Origin of the sequence: Brevibacillus sp. BD137, from assembly GCF_041644655.1 — a bacterium.
Taxonomy (GTDB): Bacteria; Bacillota; Bacilli; order Brevibacillales; family Brevibacillaceae; genus Brevibacillus; species Brevibacillus brevis_D.
The window spans coordinates 616,416-643,394 of sequence record NZ_JAOTNO010000002.1 but is presented as its reverse complement, the minus strand read 5'-3'; the positions used below and the strand labels follow the sequence as shown (position 1 = coordinate 643,394).

Here is a 26,979-nt window from a genome sequence, read left to right as displayed (position 1 = left end):
AGCCATTTAAAAAAATCATTGATCGAGATCGATACATTCATTCCTGGAAAAGGTAAGAATCACCCATCTCATTATGGCGATGGTTTCTTACAGTTTAGCACTTCAAGTAAAATCAATTAAAGGGAATAAAAGTAAAACTCGTGTATCTGGTCGTTGCATTTCAAAGTGCTGAAAGAAAAAGAAGCGGCTGAGCTTTTTCTTCCGGGTAAGTGGCGCTATCGTTTCCGGAAAAAGGTTCCTAATATTCAGAACGAAAAATTATTTTCTTCTTTCCCGTACCAGCATACGAGCTGCCCGGAAAAGAAAGCGGGAAACAGGCGATTCGTACAACGAGTCACAGAATGGGGAAATTCACATCTCTTGTATCACGTGGGGAGATCAAAGTAGAGCTCGATGTATTGGGTTTTACAAATGCTAGAGGGAGCATTTTGAGTGGTTATGCTCATCAGGCAAGCTAGAAACTATCAAACATGGGACAAGGGAGGAACAACGCTTTGCATTTTGTTCAGACATTAGTAGAGGCGCTGGAATTGTGGAAGAACGAGGACCATAAAGGCGTTACTTTCATTTTGGGAGACCAGAATGAGGTGTTTGTTTCCTATAAAGAATTGTATGAAGAAGCCATCGGCTATTTATTTATCCTCCAAAAAAGTGGAATCAAGCCTGGTGATGAGGTCGTTTTTCAAATTGAAGATAGTAATCTTCGAACTTTTGTCTGCCTTTTTTGGGGATGCTTACTCGGTGGAATGATTGCTGTTCCTATCTCTGTAGGGGATAACGAAGAGCATCGTCTTAAGCTGTTAAAGGTTTGGCGGACATTAATCAATCCGTATCTCATTACAACGGATAGTGTCTGGAAACGACTGGAGGATTTCTTTAGGAAACACAACTACCTGACGGAAATGGAATCGTTGAAGTCGAAGTCCTTCCTGCTTGATGAGACCGTGAAAACAGAAGAGAAGGGCACAATCTATTATCCTACTGCTGATCATGTGGCCTTTATTCAATTTTCATCTGGGTCTACGGGGGATCCAAAAGGGGTTACCCTGACGCATGAAAACCTTGTCCATAATGTGCTTGCGATTAATAACAGACTTGAAACGACTGAGTCTGACTCATTTCTAAGCTGGATGCCCTTAACTCATGACATGGGGATGATCGCGTTCCATTTAGCCCCGTTGTACGCAGGAGTTCAGCATTATTTTATTCATACCTCACTGTTTATCAGGCGACCGACGCTATGGCTGAAGAAAGCAAGCGAGCACAAGGCGACAATTACTTCTTCTCCAAACTTTGGGTATAAATATGTGTTGTCTAGGTTTAAACCAGAAGTGGCAGAAGAGTGGGACTTGACTACGCTTCGCGCGATTCTAAATGGTGCAGAACCCATTGCTTCAGAATTGATCCATCATTTTTTGGATCAGATGAGCCCTTATGGATTGAAGAAAACAAGCATGGTCCCATGCTATGGATTGGCTGAAGCCTCTGTGGGAGTATCGATACCTGATCAAAACTTGCATTTTACAACGCTTTCTCTGGATCGTAGGTTTATCCAGATAGGAAAGCCAATCAAGATGACGGATCAAACAAATCCAGAAGCGCTCACCCTAGTAGAAGTCGGTTACCCCATTGATTTTTGCGAGGTAAGAATATGTGATGACGAGGATCATGTGCTGCCAAGCGATACGGTTGGCCATATCCACATTAGAGGAAAGAATGTAACCGCTGGATACTACAACAACCCTACTGCCACCGCAAATGTAATGACGGCTGATGGATGGCTCAGAACAGGGGATCTGGGTTTTATGCGAAACGAACGTCTTGTCATTACGGGGCGTGAAAAAGACATCATCTTCGTGAATGGTCAAAACGTTTATCCGCATGATATTGAGCGGATTGCTGAGGAAGTCGAAGGAGTCGAGCTTGGGAAGGTCGTTGCCTGCGGGGTATTTAACGAGGAGACCAAAGAGGAAGACATTCTAGTGTTTATCCTTCACCGGAAAAGTGTAGAAGACTTCATGGCGCTTTCTAAAAAAGTGAAAACGCATTTGAACGAACGAACAGGGTGGAGAATAAGCGAGGTCTTGCCGATTCAGCGCATCCCCAAAACAACGAGTGGAAAAGTTGAACGATATAGAGTGGCTAGGGAGTATCAGTCCGGAGCATTTCGCGAGGTTTCCGAGGAAATGCAAAGCCGAACCACCGAACAGGTAAAAGAGGAAAGAACCGATAAATCACCTCTCTTGCGCGAAGAATTGGAAAAACAACTGTTAGCCATTTGCCGCGAGGTGCTTCAATCCGATAAATTGGGACCAAACGACAGTTATTTTGACGTAGGCGCTTCCTCTATGCAGTTGACCCAGTTAGCAGGGCGGATTGAAGAGGAGATGGGGATCATGTTGGCGGTAACAGATTTGTTTGCTTATCCGACAATCTCCAGGCTTTCTCGCAGTCTCTTCCCCGACGATCAAGCGACTGATCACATAAAAGAGACAGAAACGAGCCAACAGAAACAAAAGGATATCGCGATTATCGGGATTTCTTGTAAGTTCCCGCAGGCTCAGGATGTGGATCAATTTTGGCAAAACATCCGGGCAGGAAAAGATTGTATCCATGAGCTTCATGGTCAGAGACGAAAGGACACGGAACAATATGTATCGCTGATAAGAGGCGAGCTGGGTAATCCTACCCTTGTGGAGGGCGGTTATTTAGAGGAGATTGACAAGTTTGACCATTCGTTCTTCTCGATCACCCCAAAAGAAGCGAAGCTAATGGATCCCAACCAAAGGCTGTTCCTTCAAAATGCTTGGAATACGCTAGAGGATGCAGGCTATGGAGGCCACAAGCTTTCAGGGGAAAAAGTAGGGGTGTATGTCGGCTTCTCCAAGCTGGGATACGATTACGAACGGCTTTTGTCAGTGGTAAGTCCCAAGGATTTGCCCTCTTATGCAGTAGGCAACCTTCCTTCGATCATTGCGAGCCGCATTTCACACTTGCTTGATTTGCGCGGCCCTGCTGTCACCGTGGATACAGCCTGCTCTTCTTCCTTGGTTGCGGTTCATATGGCGTGCAAGGCTATCCAAAACGGTGATTGTGAGATGGCTTTGGCAGGGGGAGTCAAAACGATCCTGCTAGCGCTGAAGGCTGGAATTGGAATGGAATCCTCTGACAACCGTTCAAGGGCGTTTGACGATCAATCCGATGGAACGGGTTGGGGTGAGGGCGTAGCTTCTGTTCTGTTAAAACCTTTGGAAAAAGCCATCGAGGATGGGGATCACATCTATGCTGTGATAAAGGGAAGCGCTGTTAATCAAGACGGTGTTACAGTCGGGATTACCGCTCCGAACTCACAGGCCCAGGCAGAATTAATCGTAGACGCTTGGAAGGATGCGCAAGTCGACCCAGAAACGATTAGCTATATAGAAGCGCATGGAACAGGTACAAAGCTGGGGGACCCTGTTGAGCTGGACGGAATTCAACGAGCATTCCGACAATATACACAGAAGAAACAGTTTTGTGGAATCGGCACTGTCAAAGCGAATATTGGACATCTATATGAAGCAGCGGGAATCGCTGGCTTGATTAAGGCTGCTTTGCAATTGAAACACAAAGAGCTGCCAGCCCTCGTTCATTTCCAGAAACCCAATCGGAATTTCTCATTTGAAAAGTCGCCAGTCTATGTGCAAAACAGACTGGAAAAATGGGAAACAGATGGACATCCTCGGAGATGCGGGGTTAGCTCGTTTGGGTTTAGCGGGACGAATAGCCACATCATTTTGGAAGAGTATGTGCCAGTAAATGAAGCGGAGCTGACAGTCTCAGACGAGGTGCAAGTGTTTACTTTGTCGGCCAAATCCGAGTCAGCCCTTCAACATCTGATTCAAAATTATCGAGAGTTTCTATCTTCTTGCGGACCGCTTTCTCTGTCTGATTTGTGCTATACGGCAAATACTGGGAGAGAAACGCTTCCTTATCGGATTGCGCTCATTTTGCATAGCCGAAGCGATTTCGAACAAAAGCTCGACCGATTGGCGGTCCGGCTTGAAAATGATCGAGATGTTTTTGTCTACTCACCTGGGAAAAAGCGCGTTCCAGAAGAAACCGTTCATCTGTTGAGTCAATCCGCGCGTGATGTACAGGAAAAGTACCACACGGCAAGTGCCGAGATGAAGTATTCCTATGCAACGACTTTATGCGATTTGTATGTACAGGGCGCCACGGTTGACTGGGATGCGTTCTACAGGGATGGCAAAAAGAGAAGAAAAATGCCATTGCCGGTGTATCCTTTCGATCAGCATCGCTCTTGGATTACAGATGACATGATCAGTATCATTCCAGAACAGCCGAATACTCTTAGCGGAAATAGAGGTGCTACTGTGTCAGAGATAGGAACTGCGCCAATCGCAAAAGTTCTGAAAGAGTTGGTTCATCAAGCTTCGGGTTTTGCTGTAGAAGAAATTGATCCATCCCTTCATTTTCTTGAGCTAGGCTTAGATTCTATTATGCTCGTACAAATCAATCGTGAAATTCAGGAAAAGTTTGGAGTAGTCATCCCGGCTCAAGAGTTGTTTGAAACCATTACTAGCGTTGATAAGCTAGCAGTGCATATCGCATTGGAGCTATCCAGTAGCCCGGCTGTGGCTTCTGCCAAACAAATGGAATGGATGGCAATCGAGCAATTGAAAGCAAATGTAGTTGTGGAACAGGAACAGAATGACGTTCAGTCTATTCTACAATCAGAGCCGAGAGAGCAATCCACGAAAATGCCAGTCCCGATCAGCACAGGGGCGGTTGAAACCATTATCGAAAAGCAGATTTCGCTCTTATCTGAACATCAAAACCAAATGGCTACGCTGCTACAAAAGCAATTGGAGCTGTTGAATCAGGAACAAAGCTTTGTGCCAAAACAAAGCGCTGATTCTGTGACTGTTGCTCCCGAGATCAAAAAACCTGAGGCAAAACCACCGGTCAAGGTCAAGGGGAATGAAGAGGAACGTCAGAAGCCATTTATACCGTATCAGCCACTGATGATCGGTGAACGAGGCAATTTTACACCAACACAAAGAGAGTATCTGAACGCATTTATTCAAAGCTATACGGAAAAGACAAAGAAATCCAAGCAGTATACACAAGAGCACCGATTTGTGCATGCCAACAATCGCAATGTGTCTGGATTCCGTTCGTATTGGAAGGAAATGGTTTACCCAATCATTACGCAAGCATCAGCTGGTTCCAAAATGTGGGATCTGGATGGAAATGAATATCTCGATCTAACGATGGGTTTCGGTGTAAACCTGCTTGGTCATAATCCCGCATTTATCATGAAGAAGCTGGAGGAGCAGATTCAATCTGATTTGCCTCCGCTGGGTCCAATGTCGGATGTAGCTGGAAGGGTAGCGGAATTAATCAGTGAGCTAACCGGAGTGCAGCGTGTCGCGTTTTACAATTCGGGGACAGAGGCAGTAATGGTGGCACTACGCTTGGCCAGGGCTGTTACAGGCCGCTCGAAAATCGCCTTATTCTCCGGCTCTTATCACGGTACATTTGATGGCATTCTGACTGTTGCTGATCCTGAGTCCCAGGATGGGAAGGCCATACCGATGGCACCAGGTATTACCCAGCATACGGTGGATGACGTCCTGGTCTTAAACTACAACCATCCAAAATCAATTGAGCTGATCAAAAAACATGCTCATGAACTGGCCGCAGTATTAGTCGAGCCTGTTCAAAGCCGCCGTCCAGATTTGCAGCCGGTGGAATTCTTGAAGGAAGTCAGAGAGATTACAAGCCAATCAGGCACTGCCCTTATTTTTGACGAGATCATTACGGGATTCCGCATACATCTTGGTGGTGCACAGGCATGGTATGGAATAGAAGCAGACCTCGTTACCTATGGAAAAGTTCCGGGTGGCGGCATGCCGATCGGTGTTGTAGCCGGGAAAGCTGCGTTTATGGATGCAGTGGATGGGGGAGTTTGGAATTTTGGAGACCAATCTTACCCGGTAAACGCTGAGAAAAAGACGTTTGTGGGCGGAACGTTTTGTACGCATCCACTGACGATGCATGCTGCGATCGCAACGCTGGAATATTTGAAGGAGCAGGGGCCGCAGCTTCAGGAAGCGATCACGCAAAAGACCCTCTACTTAGTAGAAACGCTTAACGCGTATTTTAAGAACGAGCAGATTCCAATCCAGATGATTAATTGTGGTTCCTTGTTCCGCTTCGTATCGTTTACTGATATCGAATTGTTCTTCTATCATCTGATCAGCAAGGGCATTTATATATGGGAGGGCAGAAATTGCTTCCTTTCCACTGCTCATACTGATGAGGATATCGAGAGACTGATCCAAGCGGTGAAGGAGAGTATTGATGATTTGCGTAGAGGAGGCTTTTTGCCGGAGCCACCGCCAACTTCTCCGAGTGGAGGACGCAAACAAAATCCAGTTATCGAAATGACAAACTTTACGAGACAGGATGGGCAAAAGCCCGAATCAACGCTTGTGGAAAGGGTGGGGGAAGAACTGAGGCTTCCCCTTAGCCCAGAACAGAAACAAATGTGGTTTGCAGTCAAATATCGCGTAGAAGCATCCGCGGCTTTTAACGAGACAGCCTCACTACAGGTCGAGGGAGAGCTTGATATCCCTGTGTTTGAGCAGGCTGTCCAAGCCATGGTGGATCGTCATGAAGCATTGCGAACCATCATTGATTCCAACGGAGAGTATCAGGTGATTCTGCCCAAGAGGGATGTACGTGTTCGATTCGTGGATTTGAGCCACCTTTCGTCTGGGGAACAGGAAGAAAAAAAGAATCAGCTGCTGGAGGAACAAACAGGCACGCCATTTGAGCTGTCTTCTGAGGACCCTTTGTATCGGGTAAGTGTCATCAAGCTGGCTCCCGCCAAATTCCTGACTTCCTACACCTTCCATCACATGATTGCGGATGGGTGGTCCATGGCTGTGTTTATCAAAGAGCTGGATGATATCTACTCGGCCCTTATACAGAAACGACCAATAGCACTCGAGCCTTCTACACCGTTTTCTGCTTATCGAAACTGGCAAGAAGATCAGATGCAGAAACCAGCGTTTCAGGAAGCGCTCGCGTACTGGAACGAAAAATTCGCTAATCCAATCCCCAAGCTCGTTTTTCCTTTGGAGCAACGAGGTACGGGAAAACCATCCTTTACAGGCGAGAGAATTACTTTCAAGATCGACAGCAGCATCACAAGGAAGGCAAGAAAAAGAAGCATTCAAAACAAGAACAGTCTGTTTATTACCTTGCTCGCTTCTTTTAACCTCTTCCTTCACCGTATTCTTGGCAATAGAAAAATGGTGGTTGCGATTCCTACTGCGGGTCAATCCCATATCGGCAAAATGTCTTTGATCGGAAACTGCGTTAATCTTTTGCCGATTTGCACGGAAATGGATGGCGATGATACGGCTGCGGAATATTTGTCTCGGGTAAAACAAGCGGTTGCGGAGATGGAAAAGCATCAAGCCTACTCCTTTGCAGCATTAGCTGAAAATTTGTCGCATCAGAACTTGCCAGAGCTTTCTGTGTTGTTCAATATGGATCGACCGCTTCACAACCTGACTTTCGCTCAAATGAAGGCTACGCTGCTGCCCAATCGGATCATTTACAGCAAGTACGATCTTTTTGTAAACGTGACAGAAGTGGGCGGAGAGCTTGTTGTTGATGTGGATGCACGAAGTGGGGTAGTAACCACGGAGATTCTTCGCCAGTGGGGCGTCTACTTTGCCAATCTTTTGCATCGTATCGCAGAAGACGATCAGGAAAGAATTCGTTCACTATCACTTTTACAGCCAGACGAGATGGAAAAAATGAAACGCGAATCCAATGGCAACCTGGGCAAATATACAGAGGAATGGACAGAACTTTTGCAGGATATGCCAGATGATCAGATAGGACGAGCTTCTCTCTATGTCCTGGATCAGTATCAGCAATTGGCCCCTGTGGGTGCGGTCGGACAGGTGTATTTAGCAGATGGGGGATTCGAGCATGCAAACCCGTCTCATTGGCAGCGAACAACGAAATCTGCTGTTCCGCTAGGAAATGGAGAAATCCAAATTATCCATTCATCCGATCGGCTTTCCGGTCAAAGAAGCTCGAACGGCAGAGAAGTAGAGCCGGCTGGAACGGCGACCGAAGAGACTATCAGAGTCATATGGCAGGAAATCTTGGGAAGCTCCCCGATGTATCTGGATGATAATTTTTTTGAACAAGGCGGGAACTCCTTACAAGCGACTGTCATGCTCAGTAGAATCTACAAGGAATGCCACGTGCAAATTCCTTTGCATCAAATTTTCCAATCGCAGACGATACGTGAATTAGCCAAATATGTAGACTCGTCAAAGCATCAAGCTTTTACACCCATTCGTTCATGCGAGTTGCAGCCTTACTATCAGTCTTCTTCCGCACAGAAAAGAATGTACATCCTCCAAGGTCTGGATGGAGGAACTGCCTACAACCTATCCGGCTACTTACAGTTGGATGGGGAGCTGGAGCTTGATCGTCTGATCCACTCTTTGCAACAGGTTGTACAAAGACATGATTCTTTCCGGACCAACTTTGTCATCAAGGATAATGAAGTCGTGCAAGTTTTACATGACGATCTGCCATTGGATATTGAGGTCGAACAATTGGCCGAAGAGGATGTAAATGAGGCGATTCGGACCTTTATCCAGCCATTTGATCTCAGCAAAGCACCGCTTATCCGAACAAAAATTTTCCAAGTGTCAGCGAAACGCTTCATTGTTGCTGTGGACATGCACCACATTATTTCGGACGGCTATTCCGTTTCCCTGTTTATTCGTGAGCTGCTCCATACGTATAGAGGAGAATCACTGCCTGAGCTCAGCGTGACGTATAAAGATTTCGTGGCATGGGAGCAAGAAAGGGAACAGTCAGAACAGCTCTTGGCGCAAAAGGAGTACTGGCTTGAGCAATTTAGCCAAGGGGAACTCCCCGTGCTGAAGCTCCCCGTCGATTACCAAAGACCGCCGGTTCAATCCTTTGAAGGTGACCGCTTGACTATGGGAATCGGTGAGGAAGTCAGAAAACAGTTGCTCCAATTGGCTAGGGAAACTGACACGACCTTGTATATGGTACTGCTGGCTGTTTACAATGTCATGCTTTACCGATACACCGGACAGGAGGAGCTGATTGTCGGTTCTGCTGTGGCGGGAAGACAACACCCTGATTTGGAACGAATGATCGGCATGTTTGTAAATACGTTGGCTATCCGTAACTATCCAACAGGAAGCAAGACCTTTAAGGACTTCCTGAAAGAAGTGAAAAATCAAGCCCTCCTTGCATTTGAAAATCAGGAGTACCCATTTGAAAAACTGGTTGATGCTCTTCAACTAAACAAAGATTTGAGCCGGAATCCGCTATTTGATACTATGTTTGATTACCATTATGAATCCTTTGACGACGTGGCCTCAGATGATTTCAAAGTGACGACGTATGAATATCCGAAAGGCGTGTCCCTCTTTGATCTCAGTCTTGATGTCCATGACGATGGGACAACGCTCACTTGCCAATTTGATTACAGCACGCATCTGTTTAAACGCGATACGGTTGAGCGAATGGCTAAACATTTTGCTAAGATTCTTCACTCCATTCTGCAGTCTAATGAGAGCTGCTTAGCTGATTTGGAGTACTTGTCCAGTGAAGATATCAATCAGGTGGTTGCCGACTTTAATCAAGCGAGAAGGCAAATACCTGCTCCTCTCCATCCAACGTTCTATGAATGGTTTGAAGCAGAAGCAATCCGCCATGCAGAGAAAGTCGCTGTTTCTTACGGGGAAGAGCAGATCAGCTATCAGGAACTGAATGCGAAAGCAAACCGCTTGGCACGGACTCTGCGTGATCAGGGTGTAAAACCAAATAGCTCCGTTGCGATTTTGGCAGAACGCTCGATTAACATGGTCGTCGCTGTTCTGGCAGTTATGAAGGCGGGTGGAGCCTATGTTCCGATTGATCCGCAGTATCCAAAGGACCGCATTTCGTTCATGCTGGAAGACAGTCACGCAAAGGTCATGCTGGTCAACCAAAATGGGCAGAGCGGAGTAGACTTCAGCGGCACCATTATCGATCTGGACGCAGAGACCAGCTACAGGGAGGATTCGTCCAATCTCGACGCCATCTCCGGGCCGAACGATCTCGCCTATATCATTTATACCTCGGGTACTACTGGCAAACCCAAAGGGGTCATGATCGAGCATCGCAATCTGGTGAGTGTCGCCAATACATGGCGGTACGAATACGAATTAGAAGAGATGAATGTGAATCTCTTGCAAATGGCGAGTTTCTCTTTTGACGTGTTTGCAGGGGATTTGTGCAGGGCTCTGCTGCATGGTGGACATTTGGTGATTTGTCCAAGTGAGGTAAGGATTGATCTTCCGGTTCTTTATCAGTGGTTGACCAGGTATGAAATTTCCTTGTTTGAATCGACACCTGCACTTGTTCTTCCTTTTATGGAGTACATTTATCAAAATGGATTGCCGCTCAATCATCTGAAATTGCTGATTCTTGGTTCAGATACATGCCAAAGCGAGGCGTTTGTCCGTTTGGTCGAGCGTTTCGGGCAGATCAAAATCATCAATAGCTATGGGGTCACCGAGGCTGCTATTGATTCCAGCTACTTCGAAATCGCTGGCGATACTGAAATGACAACCGGAAATGTTCCGATCGGAAAACCGCTGCAAAACACAGAATTTTATGTGTTGGATTCCCAATTGCGGCCACAGCCGGTAGGTGTGTACGGTGAACTATATATCGGGGGAGCAGGTGTTGCGCGGGGTTATCTGAACCGAGAAGAATTAACCCGTGAGCGCTTCATCCAAAATCCTTTCCGTCCTGGTGAGAACATGTATAAGACCGGCGATATTGTCCGCTGGATGGCAGATGGAAATATGGAGTTTGTTGGTCGTTCGGACTACCAATTGAAGATACGTGGTTACCGTGTGGAGCTAGGTGAAGTCGAAAATCAGCTGTTACGTCATGAAAAGGTTCGCAATGCCATTGTGCTCCCGAAGACAAAGGGAGATGAATCCGTTGTGTTGTGCGCGTATTACACGACGGATGAGGGAGTAAGTCCATCCGAAATCAAGGGGTTCTTAGCCGAGTCCCTGCCTGAGTTCATGGTACCGACCTTTATCATCCAATTGGCAGAGCTGCCTGTGACACCAAACGGCAAAATCGATCGAAATGCTTTGCCAGAACCCGATCTGTCTAAGCTGGTATCCGAGGAATACGTAGCGCCAGCGACAGAAAATGAAAGAAAACTTGCAGAAATATGGCAAGAGGTCTTGGGGATCGAGCGAGTTGGCGTTCTGGATCGATTCTTTGAAATCGGTGGACATTCGCTGCATGCTGCCATTCTTCTTGCCAAAGTGAACAAGGAGTGGCAGGTAGAGATTCCGCTGCGAGCTGTTTTCCAAAATCCTACCGTCAGGAGCTTTGCCCACGTCATTTCCGAAGCGACCCAAGCAGAAATGCCGTTGATTCAGGCGGTTGGAAAACAAGAGCATTATGAGCTCTCTCCTTCACAAAAAAGGATTTTCACCGTTCAATCACTCGATGAAACGAGTGTGGCCTATAACATGGCAGGCGCTTTGGTTCTTTCCGGGCAGCTGGATTCTGTGGCATTGGAAAACGCATTCCAATCTCTTATCCAAAGGCATGAGGCGTTCCGTACATCCTTCGACTACGTAAATGGTGAGCCGAAACAATTTGTCCATGACTCTGTCCATTTTGCCATCGATCATGCTAGCGAAGAGGACAGTCCTGAACGTATAGAAGCTCTCATTCGGACGTTCATTCAGCCATTCGAACTGAGCCAGGCACCATTACTGCGTGTTAAGTTGGTCAAATTGGCGGGGGACAAGCATTTACTCCTGATTGACATGCACCACATCATTGCAGATGGAACATCGGTGAGCATTGTGATTGATGAGTTAAATCAACTGTATAACGGGCAAAATCCAGAACCACTCACCGTTCAGTACAAGGATTATTCGGCTTGGTTGAAACAGATCAAGACGACGGGGCAGTCGCATAAGCAGGAGAAGTTCTGGATAGATGAATTCAGCGGGGAATTACCTGTTATGAATCTGCCTACGGACTATCCGCGACCGCAGTTTCAAAGTTTTGAAGGGGGTACGGTCGAAAGCGAGATTGATGCGGAAGTATCCCGCAGATTGCAGTCCTTGGCGAAGGAAGCAAACGTAACGGTGTTTTCGATTCTATTGGCGGCGTACAACGTTTTACTGTCCAAATATACCGGGCAAGAGGACATTGTCGTTGGGACCCCGGTGGCTGGAAGAAACCATACCGATATTCAAAATGTAGTGGGAATGTTTGTAAATACGCTTGCTCTGCGAAACTATCCAGCAGGCAACAAGACGTTCCGCGAGTTTGTTCAAGAGCTAAGTGAGAAGTCACTATTGGCGATTGAACATCAGGATTATCCATTGGAAGACCTGGTAGAAAAGCTTCAGGTTCGACGTGACCCAAGCAGGAATCCATTGTTTGACACCATGTTCTCGTATGACAATGTGGCAGATACGGCCTTTGACTGGAACAGGGTAGAGGTCAGGCTTTATCCATTCCCAACGAAAATATCCAAGTTAGACATCGTCATGAATGTCGAGACGAGAAATGAAGGCTTTTTCGTGGAGTGCGAATATAGCACGAGCCTATTTAAGCCTGAAACGATGGAGCGCTTTATTAGCCATTTTACAAACGTCCTGCGGCAGATAGCTGCAAACATGGATATTCTTGTGGGCGAGATTGACCTCATGTCTTTGGAAGAAGTGCAGTTTTTGGAGAAGCTCAGTAATGATACAAAGCGAGAGTATCCTGTGGTACACCCGATCCATGTTGCCATCGAGGAATCAGCCAAACTTTATCCAAATCGAATTGCCGTTTCCTATCAAGGCTCGACAATCACTTACCAACAATTGAACGAGAAAGCCAACGCAGTCGCATCGGATCTGCTGAAGCGCGGGATAGGAAAAGGCAAGTATGTACCAGTGCTTATGGAAAGAAGTCTGGAATTGGTCGTATCGTTATTAGGTGTAATGAAGACGGGAGCTGCGTTTTCACCATTGGACATTCAGTGGCCTGTCGATCGACTCCAGTCTGTTATTGCCGAGCTGGGTAGCGAGTTCGTATTCGTAGAATCTGGACATGCCTTTACGGAAACGGATTTGGGAGCGAAATTGGTCGAGATTGATCTGGGGCAGCTGACAACGGAAGTGGAAAATCATAATCTGTCCGTATCGCCGGAAGACCCCATCTATGTCATTTTTACTTCTGGCTCAACAGGCAAACCAAAAGGAGTCGTCGTTCCGCATAGAGGGATCGTCAACCGCTTTAACTGGATGAATGATTATTTTGGACAAGAGGCAGCGCAATCTGTCCTTCAGACCACCAACCATGTATATGACAGTGCCATTTGGCAATTCTTCTGGCCGCTGACCAATGGCGGAAAAACAGTCTTGCCTACAACGGGGATGACTGTCTCGGCTGATTACATGGCTGGAATCATTGAAGACGAACAGATTACCTTAACTGATTTCGTCCCATCTGTTTTTAATGTGATCGTTAATCAGTTAGCCGAAAATCTCGAACTTCAGGGCAAATTACAATCGCTCAAAAAGATCATTATCGGTGGCGAGGAAATTGTTCCGTCTACTGTTTCCAAATTCCTGAAAATATACCAGTATGTATCTCCAGCGAATTTGTATGGTCCGACAGAAGCAAGTATCGGATGCATTGCCTATCAAATTACGGGAGAGGAAGATCGCATCCCGATTGGAAAACCGATCTTTAACACGAAAATCCTTCTACTCGATGCGTACGGAAAACGAGTGCCGATAGGTGTCCCTGGAGAAATCTACATCTCAGGTATGCCGCTTGGATTAGGTTATTTGCATAACGAGGAGCTTACGAGACAGAGCTTTGTCGATAATCCATATGCGGAACCGGGCTACGAAAAAATGTATAAGACAGGAGATCTGGCTGTCTATTTACCGGATGGGAATATCCACTTCCTGGGCAGGAAGGATTTCCAGATCAAAATCAGGGGATATCGAATCGAGCCAGGGGAAATTGAAAGCAAGCTGCTTTCGCTGGAACAGGTAAAGGAAGCAATCGTTATCGCCAGAGAAGAAGAAAATGGAAGCAAGTACTTATGCGCTTATATTGTGACAGAGCATGATCTTGCGGCTGATGAGTGGAGAGACCTACTCGCGAAAGATTTGCCGGATTACATGATCCCGTCTTTCTTCGTTCGACTAGACGCTATGCCGATCACCGCTGTTGGAAAAGTAGATCGGAAAAAACTCCCTCTTCCTGATCGCTCTCTCTTGGTGGAGGAACACATTGTCGAGCCGTCCGATGAACAGGAACAAATCATGGTCACCATCTGGAAAGATGTGCTGGGGCTTAAGCAAGTAAGTGTGACCCACAACTTCTTTGAGCTTGGGGGAGACTCCATTAAAGCACTTCAGATGATTGCGAGATTGAGGAGTCATGGGTATGAGCTCCGATTGAAAGACTTGTTCCAAAATCCGCGTATTCGCAGTGCAGCTAGATATCTCCAGACACTGACCAGACAAATTGATCAAGGTCCTGTAATGGGAGCAGTCGCGTTGACACCGATCCAGATGAACTTCTTTGAACAAAACCATCAGAACCCTCATCATTACAATCAATCGGTCATGTTGTTCAGAGAAGCTGGCTTCGATCCAGAACTGGTTCAACAAGCATTTACGAAGCTGATTGAGCATCATGATGCTTTGCGAATGAAATTCCAAATGAATGGGTCAGACATTGTCCAGGAGCATCGGAAACTGGACGAGTGCCTGGTTCCGATTACGGTCAAGGAGTTTTCGGCGCAAAACGTAGAGGAAATGGAGCAAGCTGCACAGCTTATTCAGGAAGGGATCGATTTGACGGATACCGCGTTGGTAAATCTCGGCCTTTTCCGAACAGAAGCTGGAGATCACTTGTTAATCGTGATTCATCATCTCGTTGTCGATGGTGTCTCATGGCGGATTCTTCTAGAAGATTTCCATACAGTGTATGACGCATTGTTGCAGAAAGAAGAACCTGCTTTGCCTATGAAAACCGATTCCTATCAAACCTGGTCAGAAGAATTGCAAAAATATGCACAGGGAAGCGAAATTCAACAGGAAATCGGATATTGGAAGCAGGTCGAGGAAATGCCATTCTCTCCACTGGCAAAGGCGGAAACGAATGGGGCACCGCTTATGCAAGATACAACAGATGTCACCATCGAGCTTGATGAAGCCTTCACAGAAAAGCTGCTGAAGCAGAGCCACCAGGCTTATAACACGGAAGTGAATGATTTGTTGCTTACGGCGTTGGGTTCGGCGGTAAAAGAGTGGGCGGGGATAGAGCATGTGCTCGTTAATCTGGAGGGACATGGCAGAGAAGAGATCGTGAAGGGCATCGATATTTCACGCACTGTCGGATGGTTTACAGCCCAGTATCCATTCGTACTGGATATGAGTCGATCGGAATCCCTCGGCTACCAAATCAAAATGGTGAAAGATAGCATGAGACGTGTGCCGAACAAAGGTGTTGGATACAGCATTTTACAATACCTGTCTGCGGGACAAGCCGATGTTCCGTTAACGTTCCAGGTAAAGCCCGAGATCAGTTTTAACTACTTGGGACAGTTCGATACAGACTTGGAATCAGAGAGCATAACGACTTCCTCCCTGTCACCGGGCCGAGAAATCAGTCCGACCACCATTCGTTCCTTTGCGCTTGATGTGAATGGAATGGTCGTGAATCGCAAGCTAACTCTTACTTTTACGTATCATCGTGAAGAGTTTGAAGAAGGAATCATTCAGCGCCTCGTGGATGCCTATCGAGAAAAGATCGTAGAAATCATAACGCACTGCTTATCGAAAGAGTCAGTCGAGCAAAGCCCAACAGATTTCACATACGATGAGATGTCCATTGAGGAATTAGATCATCTTTCCCAACTGCTGGGTGAAAAAATTCAATGATAGCTGGTGATGAGGTTTGAATGGTGTTCAAATTAAAAATATATACCGCTTGACACCTATGCAAGAAGGCATGCTATATCACTTTATCCTTCATCCTGAATCAGAGGTTCACTTCGAACAAACGGTGATTACGATGGAGGAGTCGTTGCGGCTTGATCTCCTTGATCAGAGCTTTCGCGACCTGGTTGAGAGATTCGATATCCTGCGAACAGTCTTTCACTATAAAGATAGTAAAAAGCCGCTGCAAATCGTGTTGAAGCAAAGAGAAGCAGCTATTCAGATCGAGGACATCTCTGACCTGACCCAGAATGAACAAGAAGCATTTGTGGAGCAATTTCTTGTAAGGGATCGGAGCAAGAGATTTGATCTGGAGAAAGATCTGTTGTTTCGGATGACCGTTATGAAATTGAGTGAATCGAAATACAAGATGGTGTGGAGCTTCCACCATATTATTATGGATGGCTGGTGCTTGGGGATTGTCGCAAAAGACTTTTTCCATATCTATCGCTCGTATCTTCAAAATAAGAAGGCTGAGCTGGCTCCACCGTATTCCTTCAGTAGCTATGTCACTTGGCTTGGTAAGCAAAATAAACAAGAAGGACTCTCGTTCTGGCGAGATAGTCTGGATGGATTTGATCAGCAATCTCCTTTACCGGTTGAATATATTTCAACCGGTAAAGGGTACCAACGAGAAGCGATCGTGTTCCGCATTGATCGGGAAACGACTGCCCGTTTGGAGCAAATAGCGAGATCAAATGATGTGACACTGAGCATCGTCTTTCATTCGCTTTGGGGATTGTTGCTGCAACGATACAACTATGCCAATGATGTTGTCTTCGGATCAGTCGTTTCAGGCCGTCCCTCTGAGCTCGTTGGCGTAGAAGAAATGGTTGGGCTGTTTGTCAATACGATCCCCATGCGGATTCGCAGTGAAGGTAAACAGACATTTTCGGAGTTGCTCGGGCAGGTGCAACAATTCTTCACAGCCACAAGCAGCTACCAGTACATGTCTCTTGCGGATATTCAGTCCGAAACCACATTAAAACAAAACCTGATTCAGCATCTCATGGTTTTTGAGAACTATCCATTGACGGAGGAGGCATCCGACGAAGATGGAAAAGGCGGTTTATTCGGAATCACGGATGTCCAAGGATATGAGCAAACAAGCTACGACTTCAACTTGTGCATTATTCCCGGGAAGGAATTAGAAGTTCACTTTATTTATAACGCACTTGCCTACAGTGATGCCTACCTGCAAAAAGTACGAGCGCATTTCAATCAGCTGATTCAAGGTGTCGTTCGCAATCCTGACCAGCCGATTGCAAACATGCAAATGGTCACGGACGAGGAGCAGGCTCTCATTCTGCAACAATGGAATGACACGGAGATGCTGGTTGATCAAACGAGAACGATTGACCAGTTATTTAAGGAACAGGTCAAAAAGGGACCGCATCATATTGCCGTGGTCGATCAGGATGGTAGCTATACGTATCAAGAATTAGATGACAAGTCTGATGCGCTGGCTCACGTGCTGCGTGAGAAAGGGGTAAAACCAGGCAGCGTTGTTGGTGTGATGGTGGAGCGCTCTACCGCTTACAGCCTCGCCATCTTGGCCGTTTTAAAAGCGGGCGGTGCCTTTCTCCCAATTAGCACCGACCATCCGAGCGAACGGATCAGCTATATGATCGAAGATAGCGGGGCCAGCATTGTTTTGGTCCATGATCCGACGGTAGCGTACGCAGAGCGTATTCTCCCTGCAACAATGTTGATCAATCTTGATGATAGGAGCATATACACCGACGTTACATCTGATGTACAGACCCTTCATCGTTCCAGTGACCTGGCCTACGTCATCTATACCTCCGGGTCAACAGGGAAGCCAAAAGGGGTAAGGCTACATCACGTCGGAATCGCCAACCTCCAGCAGTTTTTCATCAACGATCTCGGCATCACCAAAAATGACAGAGTGTTGCAATTTGCCAGCATCTCCTTTGATGCCTCTGTCTGGGAGTTTACGATGGGGGTATTGACGGGGGGGAGATTGGTTATTGTTTCAAAGGAGGTCGCACTCGATTCGCAGGCTTTCAGTGAGTATCTACTGCGGCATGAAGTAACGGTCGCGACGCTCCCACCTACATTCGTGACGTATTTGGAGCCGGAAAATTTCCCGAAATTGCAAACGTTAATCACCGCAGGTTCCGCAACAAACTGGGAGCTCGTGCATAAATGGAGCGCGCATTGCCGATACATCAACGCATACGGTCCAACCGAAACAACCATTTGTGCAACGACTTGGACGTATGAAGGGCAAGAGGAGCTGCCGCAGCAAGTTCCAATCGGAAAGCCCATCGCCAACACAAAAGTATATGTGCTAGATCCGCATGGTCATTTGCAGCCTGAGGGAATTCCTGGTGAGTTAGCGATCGCGGGCATTAGCGTCGCTGATGGCTACATCAATCGAGAGGAATTGACGAACGAGAAATTTTTGGCAGATCCGTTTACTTCCGGCTCAAGGCTCTACAAGACGGGAGATATGGTGAAATGGCTTGCGGATGGAAGTCTGGAATATTTGGGGCGAATGGACAACCAGGTCAAGATACGCGGTTTCCGTATCGAGCTTGATGAGGTTGAAAACGTGATCCAATCCCAGACAGGAGTGAAGGAAGCGGTCGTGTTGGCCAAAAAAGAGCAGGGAGGAGAAGCCTGCCTGATCGCTTATCTGGTCTGGGAGCAGCCTGAGTGGAACAGAGATTTGCGTCAGGAGCTTTTGGCTACCCTTCCGGCCTATATGGTACCAACGTATATCCACGTCCTTGAGAGAATGCCTGTAACACCGAATGGAAAAATAGATCGGAGGGCATTACCTGAGCCTGACATGATCAGGGAGGCAGGTAAGCAACTGAATCCACCTGTTACAGAGCAGGAGTTGAAGCTGGCGGAAATCTGGAAAGAAGTGCTCGACCTCCAGGAAATCAGTGTGGATGATCATTTTTATGATCTGGGCGGGCATTCTATTAAAGCGATCCAACTAGTAGCGCGACTGCATAAGGAAGGCATAGAAGTGAAGATTCAAACGATCTTCCAATACGATACGGTCAGAGCGCTAGCAGGATATGTAGATACCGTAAACCGGATTCGTACCACAAAAGCGCACGATAAAAATGAGCTGGAAACCTTGATCTACGCCCATTTCCAAGTACGAAGCAACTATGTAGAGGTGCCGTTCGGCAGCAAGCACCGAGCTGTTCTGTACGTGGAGGAAAATGCGCGGGACAAACACCAAGAAATCCTGTCCTTATTGCGTAGATCTTGTGATCCTTCGATTCAGCCGCACGCCATTCAATATCTGGATCTCGGGCAAAAAGCATGGGAAAAAGAGAAGAATCTTTCCCAAGAGGCTATGTTTGATGAGGAGGAATCTTTGTCCTGGCAGGAACGCTTCGTCAACGACCTTGATCAGCAGCTCCTTCGTTATTCGGAGGCGATCATCAATCAGCAGACCTTTATCAGACAGCCGCTGTCACCTTCACAGCGCTATCATGTACAGGAAAAGGACATTTCGGGAACTGTGATTCGCTTTGAGCGGATGATCGATTCTAGGACGCTGGAAAAGGCCTTTCTTAACGTCTTAGAGCGGCATCATTTGCTGCGATGCACGCTGGCTTTTGAGGGAGAAGAGCCATATTGGAAGGAATATCCTTGCCCTGGTGAAATTGCACTCCCTGTTGTTGATGTATCGGGCGATTCGGAAGAAAGAAAAGAAGCGGTGCGCCATCTTTTACAGAGCGAATATTTTTACAAGCAGGATGATTCTATCGGTTCTTTGTCATACAAAGTGATCTTGCTGAAAGAGAGCGAGAAGGAGTACTCGTTCATATTCCCGGCGTCGCATCTCATTTTTGATTTTATTAGCAGCGAGGTTCTGCAAAACGACTTGAACCTGCATTACGAAGCTTTGGAGAATGGCACAGAACTCCCGGAAAATGGTCGGAATACGTATTGGGACTTTGTCCGGCAAATCACGAAGGGTCCAGTCGGAATCGAAGATCAGCAGATTATGGAGGAATTTGATCTTCGCGGATTTGAAAATAGTCTTTTGTCCATCGAAAGACAGCTTCCATCTTCATCCGCTTTGGACGGATACACGATTGTTACCTGCGAACTGGATATGGATAACCCACAGGAGATAGAAAATGCGCGGATTCCGATTGCTCTTTTAGCCAGATTTTGTGAAAGAAGTTATGGAGTCCAAAAGGCTCCCATCTTTCTAATGAACTTTGGCAGATCCTTTATGGGGAACCATTTCTTCGATGTGCTTGGCGAGTGCATCGATCATATTCCGCTTCATATTGATCCGTCGTGGAGTCTCGATGAGATGGAAACGTATGTGAAAGTTCGGTTGGATCTCGCAAAGGAGAGCAACATTCATTTCACCAATCTCGTGCAAAATCCAGACGTAACGGAGAACTATCCTCTTTCCCATCACTCACTCATCCAATCCTTACAGATGACACCTATGATTTGCAACTTCCTGGGTGAGCAGAACAAGAGTCAACCAAGTGAATACGATCACCTGTTTATAAAAGGGAAAAAGCGAATTCTCTTTGAGGCTTCTTATACATCCACGGGTAAAATGACTATTTTTATGGCTTTGCCATATCGAGAGGATGAACGGAAGCTGCGAGCGATCTTGGAGGAGGAAGCGAAAAAATTGATAGGAATGCCTCTAGTCATACGCTAAGAGTGGCCTAGGCATCGTATTGAAAATCGGCAGATGGATTCCGCTCTATTCCGGGTTTATGTCCGTGATGTGTAGCGGGATCATCTTGCCGAAATAAATCGTCACCTAGAGGGATTACTATTCAGGGAGGTTAAGATGGGCAACCAAACATACGGATTAAATATTTTTCTCTTTTCTTTTACTCGTTTCATCACGGAATTAGGTAGTGGTGTATACAAATTTGCTCTTGCTCTTTACATTGCGGATGTGACGGGTTCTTCTGCTGCATTTGCAACTGTTCTGGGCTTTTCGTATTTGCCAGGGGTGCTGATTAATATTTTTGCAGGTGCCTATATTGATAGACACAACAAGAAAAAGATTATGATTGTCACCGAGCTGTTAAGCGGTGCGCTCGTTCTCTTGTTTTTACTGTTTTTCCTCCAGTTTCCCACGAATCTATGGCTGTTTGTCGGATACGCCTTCGTGATCAGTACCATTCAGGCTTTTACGTATCTCGCCTTGCAAGCATCCATTCCTGAGCTGGTAGATGAGGACAGAGTAGGAAGCATGAACTCTATATACCAAGCAATCAGCGCCATTCTCAATGTAGCGGGTCCTTTGGTAGGGGCGATTGCCTATCGTTTAATGGGGATGGAAATGATTTTGCTGATTGATGGTCTTTCTTTTATCGGAGCAGGTATCTTGCAAATGTTCCTCCGTTTCCGCAAGGCCGAGGTAGTCCAGGAGACAACACAAAGCTATACAGAAACAATCAAGGAAGTCTTCCAATATATCCGAGAACAGGTTGTTATCAAGTACTTGTTCCTGATTTTCCTTTTGCTCAACTTTATTTTCCCTCCGCTCATGTATGTGGGGCTGCTGCATATTGCCTATCGAGTCGAAAAAGTATCGATGGAGCAATTCTCCTTTATTCAGTCCTCCTGGTTTATAGGGATCATTATCGGTGCGGCTATTGTCTCTATGAAAAAGGTAAGCAAATATGTTGAGAATAAAATCTTCCTTTTGATTCAAGTGCAAGGGATTCTCTTGATGTCGTGGATCTTTCCGATTTTTGTTCCGGAAACGAGTAACGCCTCGTGGATCATTACGGGCGTGTTTGTCGGGATTTTATTGGTCTCCGCCATCTTCAACTCCATGGGGAACATCCCGATCTTTACCTTTGTTCAATTGAACACGCCTGAGCATTTGCGTGCCAGCATGTTTGGTGTGGTCGGCACTTTTACCGGAGTGGCCGTACCGTTTGGGATCTGGTTGTACGGTATTTTACTGGAGGCCGTTTATTGGCCGTATCTCGTGTTTGCCTCAGGTGTCGTCATTTTCGTGATCGCCTTGATCGCTCATCTGAACAAGCAAGTGAGTCAATACTTTAAGAAAAAAGAAGAACAGGTTGTTGCTACAGACAAGTCTGCTTGAGCAAGGTCATGATAACGAGAGAGAATAGGATGTCAGTTTCATTCAAAAAGACAATGACAAAACTACTGGAGGACTCTACGTGAAGCGTATGCACTATGTCGTTTTGACCGTTGTACTGATGTTCATCACGGGATGTGGAGTCGAAACGAAACAGGAGACGGAGCAAACGAAACAAAAGATCGTACAGGTGCACACGGTAAAACAGACGGATTCCTTGCCGATCCCTCTTACTGCTATCGTTGAATACAAACAGGAGAGCCACTTAGCCTTTGGGGCTTCTGGTACGATTGAACGAATGAACGTAACAAAAGGGGCAAAGGTGACACAGGGCCAGGTATTAAGTTCATTAAATACGAACTATTATCAAAAAGGGCTGGAAGCGGCACAAAGCCAGGTTCAAAGTGCATCTGCGTTGCGTTCAAAAACGTTGCAAGGAGCAAGCGCGGATCTCATCAGCAAGCAACGCTTGGCAGTGGACAGCCAGGAAAAGCGTTTGAAGGATGCGCAGCGGAAATGGGAGACAGCCCGGGAGCTGTTTAAGGGCGGCGCTATTTCGCAGAGTGAGCTGGACAGTGCGCAGTCCGAAAAAGAGCAAATCGAGATTTCGCTACAAGAGGCGCGAATTACGTTGGATAAGCTGCTAAAAGGTGCGGAAGTCAACGAGGTTGCTAGTGCGGATGCCAATTTGAAACAAGCAGCCAGTGAAGTAGAGCTCGCAAAGAAAACTCTTCAAGAAACGCAACTCGTCGCGCCGTTTAGTGGTACGGTCATCGATGTGACCCAAAAGGCAGGCAGTCTTGCTCAGCCTGGTCAAAGTATCATTCACCTTGTCGACGGCTCAGAAGTGAAGCTAAAGGTCGATGTCCCATTGGATGTGATGGAAAACTACAAGCAAGGGGACACGGTGCCTGTAGCAGTGGAGGGAAAGGCCAAAAGTACAGGGACCATAACATTTATCTCGCCCGTTCTCAACGAGGAAACGGGGAAGTATCTGGTAGAGATAGCTGTTTCCAATAAAGACAACGTGTTGATCGAGGGGATGGTCGCGACTGTAGAGATGTCACGCAAGGTAAACGGGATGCTCGTACCCGTCCAAAGCGTAGGCATTAAAGAAACACAGCGCTTCGTCATGGTTGTCGAGAATGGTGTACTCAAGAGACGCGACGTGGAAGTTGGGCAAATTATTGGAAATAACGTTGAGATTTTATCGGGTTTACAGTCAGGCAATCAAATCCTAATCTCCGGCATAACGTACTACGCCGAAGGAGAAGTCGTTACGGTGAAAGGGGAGTAACCGATGGACAAGGTCATTCTCTTTTTGCTGAAACGAAAAGTGATCCTCTATTTGTGTACATTCCTCATCGTGCTTACGGGAATTGGTGCTCTCTTTTCTTTCCATGTGGAGCTCGTACCGAAAACGAATTTGCCTTGGATTGAAGTGAATATTTCAGGAGGAGCGCTGCCGCCTGAAGAGATGGTGGAAAAGGTCACGAAAAAAATAGAGCAGGAATTGAAATCTGTAGCTGGGATTAAAAACTTCTCATCAAAAACAGGGACGGGGTTTTCTGGAATCTCGATCCTTGCTGAGGATGGGGAAGGTGAAAAGGTCAAGCAAGAGACCCAAAATATTGTGAATCGGCTACGCAACGAATTTCCCAAAGTAGTGGAAACCGTAACTGTCACGCAAACGAATTTAGGTGACGAGGACTTAATCGACTACGCAATAGTGGGTGCCGATACACAGACCATGCTCACCTTGCTAAAAACGACCATTAAGGATCGAATAGAATCCGTCCCGGGTGTGAAGGAAGTGGTCGTATCCGAGGACGGTTTTGAAAATAAGGTTGCGATAACATTTCGACCTGAACGGCTTACTACCTATCGAACGACACCAGCAGATGTTGTTGGTCAGCTACAGGGTACGAATTGGAAAAAAGCCGTGGGGATATTGGAAAATCCCGGGTTCGACACGGTTGTGATGATTGACAACAGCTTAAAGAACGTAGAAGAGTTCAAAAGCATTTTGATCAAGACACCCAAGGGCAAGGTTGCACTCGAACAACTGGCATCGGTGAGTGACTTGCGTGGAAGCGTGAAGGACGCTATTTCCATGACAGAAGGAAACCTCTTTGTGCAAATGAGTGTAAAGCGCGCTACGGGGAGTGACCTGATCACCACACAGAAGAAAGTCGAGGAAGTTGTGAGGCAAATCAATGAGGAAGCGGGCGGAGGCTATGAGCTAAGAGTCATGTTTGAATCCGTCTCCTTTATTAAAAAAGCGATCACCAATTTGAGTCGAGATGTTGTCATTGGGGGAATATTGGCAATCCTCGTGCTCTGGGTATTCCTGCGAAATTGGCGTGTGACAATGGTCATCGCAACGACGCTGCCTCTCTCTATCCTGATGACGTTCATCGCACTGAAAGCTGCCGGATATAACATTGACATGGTGGTATTGATATCACTGAGCTTGTCGATCGGATTGATTGTTGACGCGGCGATCGTTGTTCTGGAGAGTATTTATCATTTGAGAGAAAAGGGAATGCAGCTGAGACAGGCCATCGTTCAGGGCTCAAAAGAGGTGATAGCACCTGTATTTGCTTCCCAATTAACCTTGATTGTTGTGTTTTTACCGCTAGTGGTCGCGGATTTTGAACAGTGGCTGAAGCCTATTCTTCATACCATTGCGTTTACCGTTACCTCTACCATTCTTGCGTCAACGATTGCAGCTTTTCTGTTTGTTCCGATTTTTTCAGAGCGTTTTCTCCAACATGATAAACAGTTGCAGTCCCCTAGCGAAGAAGGGAAAAATCGGATCGTTTCTCTCTTTCAGCGATTACTGTTGTTAACCCTTCGTCATCGAGTTCTCACATTGCTGGTCGCTCTTGGAGTGTTTGTAGGGGCGTTGAGTCTCTTCCCTTTCATTAAAATAGGAAACGGCTTGAATGCCAATGAGAATCAAATTTTTGCCACCTTAACAATGCCTGATGGCACTAGCTTGGAACAGGCGCGAACAGCAGCAGTTGAAGCGGAAAAAGCGTTAAGAGAGCTGTCCGATGTGAATCAAGTCTTTTTTACAGCAAAGAAAGAGACAGTGGAGTTAAATATTACATTAGTGACCAAGTCGCAACGAACTCAAGAAAAAGAAGAATTTATGCAAGAAGTAAACGGTCGCTTGAATGCGATTGACGGTGTGGAACAAACGAGTATGGCATTTGGATTCTCAGGTAAATCGGCCCCCATTGAGTTGCAGGTTGCGGGTGAAGATTTGGAGGTTTCACGGTCGATTTCCGCAAAAGTAGAAGAAATGCTGGCGAGCATCCCTGGTGTAGTCAATATTCGGAATGACTTCGAAAGAGGGAAGGAAAAAGTAACGCTCACACCGAATCAGGAGGCAATGTCTCAATTACAGGTTGACTCCGATTCATTGGACAGCCAAATCAGCATGCTGCTTGGGGAGCAGCCCCTATCCACAATCAGTCAAAATGGTATCGAAACCTCGATTGTTGCCAGATTTCCAGAGACATGGGTGACACATCCTGACCAGCTCCAGCAGATCATGATACGAACAGAAACAGGCACGCAGGTGCCGCTACACGAGCTGGTTGATTTTCATTTCAGCAAATCTCCGATTACGATCAAACATGAAAAAGGAGAGCAAATCATCACGGTATCCGCAGAACTGTTGGGCACGGATATTGGTACGGCGGGCAGACAAATAAATGAGAAGCTGGGTACAGTGGAAATGCCTGCTGGATACAAGATCGAGATCGCTGGTGATTTGAAGGAACAGAATAACACCTTTACCCAAGGAATTCTTGTTCTGATAGCGGTCATCTCCCTTATTTATGTGATTATGGTGGCACAGTTTGGGAGGTTATCACAGCCGTTTATTATCATGCTGTCGTTGCCAATGGCCTTGGTGGGAGTCATTCTCGGATTCGTGGTCACGCAGCGAACATTTGGTGAGATGGCGATGATTGGGCTCATCATGCTGGTAGGAATTGTTGTTTCCAATGCGATTCTGTTAATTGACAGAATCAATCTGCTCCGCTCACGGGGGATGGGTTTGGACGAAGCGATTGTACAGGGCACGCGAGATCGTGTTCGTCCGGTAATCATGACCAAACTGACAGCGATCCTCGGTATGCTGCCGATGGGACTCGCTGTTGCGGAAGGAGCGGAACTAGAGGCACCGCTTGCTACCGGGGTAATTGCGGGGTTGATTTTTCACACGCTCGTAACGCTTGTATTGGTTCCTGTTCTTTATTCGATCTTTGAGGGGATTCGCGAAAAGAGAGTAGCGCGAAAAAAAGCAACTCGCATTGCTGATATGTAAAAAGGAAAACGGGGCACGGCGCTGGCGAACCATCGTTGTGCCCTGTAACCATTTCATAGAGCCGAATAGCATGACGACAGGTGAGTCGACCAAGGGTGAAACACAACGATTTCTTTGCAACAAAATATTGGATGATTGCCATGTTGCTTGGTCACACTAAGGTGGGAGGTGTAACCATGGAACGAACCATTCAGGTCAATGGTGAGGATTATCATTTCGAGTCAACTTATGATGGGGATTCACAGTACAATGTACAAGTACAATGTGGCAAAAAAGTGGTATCGAGTTTCAAAATCTCGGCCGGATCGGAAAGTGAAGTGTTTGAGGCAGCCCGTGCTCATTTCAGTGCGGATAAGGAATTGGGCAATCTAAATGGATAGAGATTGGTCTCGGAACGCAGCTTGCGAATGCAGGGCTGC

At 46.5% G+C, this 26,979-nt stretch carries 6 protein-coding genes; all 6 read left to right on the top strand.

Annotated elements, in window-relative coordinates; genetic code table 11:
* Positions 1-494: 494 nt before the first annotated feature.
* The 6 genes from ODZ53_RS06190 to ODZ53_RS06165 all read left to right on the top strand — a co-directional run bounded on the left by ODZ53_RS06190 (position 495) and on the right by ODZ53_RS06165 (position 26,940).
* Complete coding sequence (locus ODZ53_RS06190) at positions 495-16,067, top strand: amino acid adenylation domain-containing protein (protein ID WP_372676337.1); 15,573 nt, start codon at positions 495-497, stop codon at positions 16,065-16,067.
* A gap of 16 nt (positions 16,068-16,083) precedes the next feature.
* Positions 16,084-20,808: an amino acid adenylation domain-containing protein gene (locus ODZ53_RS06185; protein WP_372676336.1), complete on the top strand. Its 4,725-nt coding sequence runs from the start codon at positions 16,084-16,086 to the stop codon at positions 20,806-20,808.
* Between the two features lie 135 nt (positions 20,809-20,943).
* Positions 20,944-22,221, top strand: a complete 1,278-nt coding sequence (locus ODZ53_RS06180) for an MFS transporter (RefSeq protein WP_064199174.1) — start codon at positions 20,944-20,946, stop codon at positions 22,219-22,221.
* Between the two features lie 88 nt (positions 22,222-22,309).
* On the top strand, positions 22,310-23,515 hold the full coding sequence (locus ODZ53_RS06175) for an efflux RND transporter periplasmic adaptor subunit (RefSeq protein ID WP_372676412.1): 1,206 nt from the start codon (positions 22,310-22,312) through the stop codon (positions 23,513-23,515).
* Positions 23,516-23,518: 3 nt separating this feature from the next.
* On the top strand, positions 23,519-26,560 hold the full coding sequence (locus tag ODZ53_RS06170; RefSeq protein WP_372676335.1) for an efflux RND transporter permease subunit: 3,042 nt from the start codon (positions 23,519-23,521) through the stop codon (positions 26,558-26,560).
* A gap of 176 nt (positions 26,561-26,736) precedes the next feature.
* Positions 26,737-26,940 (top strand): hypothetical protein, encoded by a 204-nt coding sequence (locus ODZ53_RS06165; protein ID WP_372676334.1) that lies wholly within the window; start codon positions 26,737-26,739, stop codon positions 26,938-26,940.
* Positions 26,941-26,979 lie beyond the last annotated feature (39 nt).